At 47.3% G+C, this 2,678-nt stretch carries 4 protein-coding genes; all 4 read right to left on the reverse strand.

What is annotated here, in order from left to right; translation table 11 throughout:
• The coding region (locus tag ACK59X_RS01865) for a hypothetical protein (protein ID WP_409954747.1) at window positions 1-243 on the reverse strand (243 nt) is incomplete at its 3' end.
• An 81-nt stretch (window positions 244-324) separates the two neighbouring features.
• On the reverse strand, window positions 325-1,617 hold the full coding sequence (locus ACK59X_RS01870; RefSeq protein ID WP_409954748.1) for a hypothetical protein: 1,293 nt from the start codon (window positions 1,615-1,617) through the stop codon (window positions 325-327).
• 111 nt (window positions 1,618-1,728) lie between these two features.
• Entirely contained in the window at window positions 1,729-2,061 is a 333-nt protein-coding gene (locus tag ACK59X_RS01875; RefSeq protein ID WP_409954749.1) for a hypothetical protein, read from the reverse strand.
• 256 nt (window positions 2,062-2,317) lie between these two features.
• On the reverse strand, window positions 2,318-2,602 hold the full coding sequence (locus ACK59X_RS01880) for a hypothetical protein (protein WP_409954750.1): 285 nt from the start codon (window positions 2,600-2,602) through the stop codon (window positions 2,318-2,320).
• Between the last annotated feature and the right edge of the window lie 76 nt (window positions 2,603-2,678).

A 2,678-nucleotide genomic window follows, 5' to 3' on the forward strand; every position in this document is an offset into this window, starting at 1 on the left:
ATTACCTTTGGATAGCGTGACACCTGCTTGTTTCAAGAGCTCCATCGTTCCTTCGTTTGTGGAATGAGTGTAGAATTGGGGAATGTTGGAAAGGGAAGGGCCATAGAGCTTCAACAGTCTATCTTGTTCCAACAAGACCACGACTGGTTTTGTGTCGTCTTTGGGATGCAAAGAACCTGACAGAAACGTTTTGATCTTTCCTTTGTCTCCTGGTTGGATGACTTGCCCACTGGAGATGATCATGAAGTAAAGTTGAGAGTAACTCGTAAACTTCAAAATCTTTCCATCCTCCCCTCTCTTCGTCTTGAATTGCTTGTCTTTTTTTTATGTCATTCTTTGGACTTTTTTTTTTTTTTTTTTTTTACCTCTGAGGTTTTGGTCAAAGAACCCAAGGGTGTTCTTGAGTTTAGTTTCCAGTTGCTTGATGCTTGATTCAATAGTACTGGTTGGGCTCGAGAACTTGTACTCCAAAAAGATGGCCCGAGGCTCTCCTCCTTCTCTTTCAGTCATCTCCAGAATGAGGGCATCAAATCCTGCGTTGCATCTTCCCAACAGATGAATCGTCTCGAAGGATGTGGGGCCATCTTGAAGAGATGAAGAAGAGGAAGACGAGGACGAAGAAGAGGTGAGTGGTGCTGTTTCTTTGCCTTCCTTCTCAACCAGGGGTTCGAGGAGGAAAGTTTTACTCTCATTCAGAACCTTGTTGGTGAAGAAGATGGATGTGTCTGCCAGTGATGGTGAGAGAAAGACTGTGTAATCGTCTTTGCACTTGTAAAACTGGGAGATCAGTCGGGCTGTCTGACCTTCCCACGCCCATCGGATCATCCCCTCCCAGCACGAGTGGAACACCTCGAACCATGTGCCGTGGGTAGACTCTTCTCCAATCGGGATCATAGCCATGTGGCTCACAAAATCGAAGAAGGGAGAAGGCTTGTTCTGCTGAGGGAGGCGGATCCTGAGGTGGAGGAGGGAAGAGAGGGGGACCGCAGAAGCGGAAGGGTTTGGGCCGAGGGAGTTGAGGAAGACACCTTGGGCGATCAGGTCGTGGACTGTGTAAGAGGTGTTTTCACGACAGTAGACCTCGTGGTCCATCCAAAGGTTCTCTCCCTTGAGGATCTCATGCACTACATTCCAGTCCTCAAACTCTGGGTAGGTTTCATCCAGGGAGGACGAGAAGGCTGTTGTGAGAGCGTCCAGGGTCATCTGAGAGATTCCTTTTTTGTTCTTCTCAAGAGCCTGGCGAAGCGTCGACAGAGAGTGAGGGTGGCCGTTGCAGTGGGAGATCATGGTCACAAGTGAAGGACTCATGGGCGAATACTCCCTAAAGAGTTCAAGGGAAGAGGCAAGAGAGATGGGAGGGAGTTGAATCCAGTTGATGGGGCGATTGGATGCTGATGTGAGTCCAGTTCTGTCATTGACTGACAAAAAGTAACTGTCAACAGTGGACATCACCACTGTCACGTCTTCGTAGTCGAGAAGATTGTTCAGCTTGCGAAAGAGATCACGGGCGTCGTCTTTAATCTTCATGATCTCGTCGACGCAGAGCAAGATCCTGTCCTTGTTGAGATGAGAGCGACAATAGTAGCGGATAACGTCGAGGGCAGTCTCGATGGTCATGTCGGGGAAGAGAACTCGCACTCTCTCGCAAAAGATATCGAACGTAGGGTGACCGTTATGGGGATCGTCAAGGTCCAAATAGAACCTGTGGACAAGTCGTTGTTTGGAGGGTCAGTTCGGATTCAAAACAGTTGAAGAAAAGAAGGAGGTAACGAACGAGTGGAGGGCGCGACAGCCCAGGTGGAAGAACAACAGATCCGGATCACTTTCACCTCTGAAGATGGTTTGATGATGGTCGTGGGAGATTGTGATCCCGATCGTCTTTTCCAAGTTCTGAATGGTTTTGGGGACTTGGACTTGAAAGAAGAAAGGGCAATGTTCTTTGATCGCAGATTCGTCGGCCATGCGCTTGAGGAGGGAGAATGAGAGACAAGCCAGCGTGAAGAGAAAGCGTGACTTGCCTCCTCCAGGAGACGCTTGCGTGGCAATGGAAGGATTGCTCATTCGGTCGATGCTCGAATACGTGCTTATTTGATTATCAGAGTCCTTCATTGTCTGTTCTTAGTCAGATGTGCGAGGAAAACCCTTCTTCTGGGAGAGAGAGCTTCTTCGTGGACATGAGGGAAAATACCTTTGCACTTGGTGGGCTTGTTCGAAGAAAATCGCGTTCAACAATGGCGTACAAGGCCTTCAGTAGAGGCACATCTCTCTCCACAAGGACATCAAACACTTGCACGGTGAGCTGTTTGTTTTCAAACGTTTAGCTTTTTTCTCTTTTTTTCAAAAGGAAAGGAAAAGAAGAACAAACGGTGTTTGGGCGACAAAAGTCCTTCTTGAGAGCTGAATAGTATTCTGCTGTGACAAAACACAACACTTTCAATCCCATCATGCACTGAGGCAAACTCAAGTTGAATTGGGGAATGAGTTTGTTTTCCAAGCCCTTCAGTTGGGGACAGTCTTCTTCAAGCAAAGAGACAGCCACCATAAAATCGTCTCTGTCTACTTCGTCTGATTGAATGTGGCGTAACTTTTTCGAGGTGCTCATCAAAGATCGTTTTTCCTCTCCTTTTTCCGATCGTCAGAATCAAGCAAAAAAAACAAAACAAAAAACCTGATTGTGC

It is taken from the genome of Acidovorax sp., from assembly GCF_046339755.1.
Lineage (GTDB): Bacteria > Pseudomonadota > Gammaproteobacteria > Burkholderiales > Burkholderiaceae_C > Acidovorax.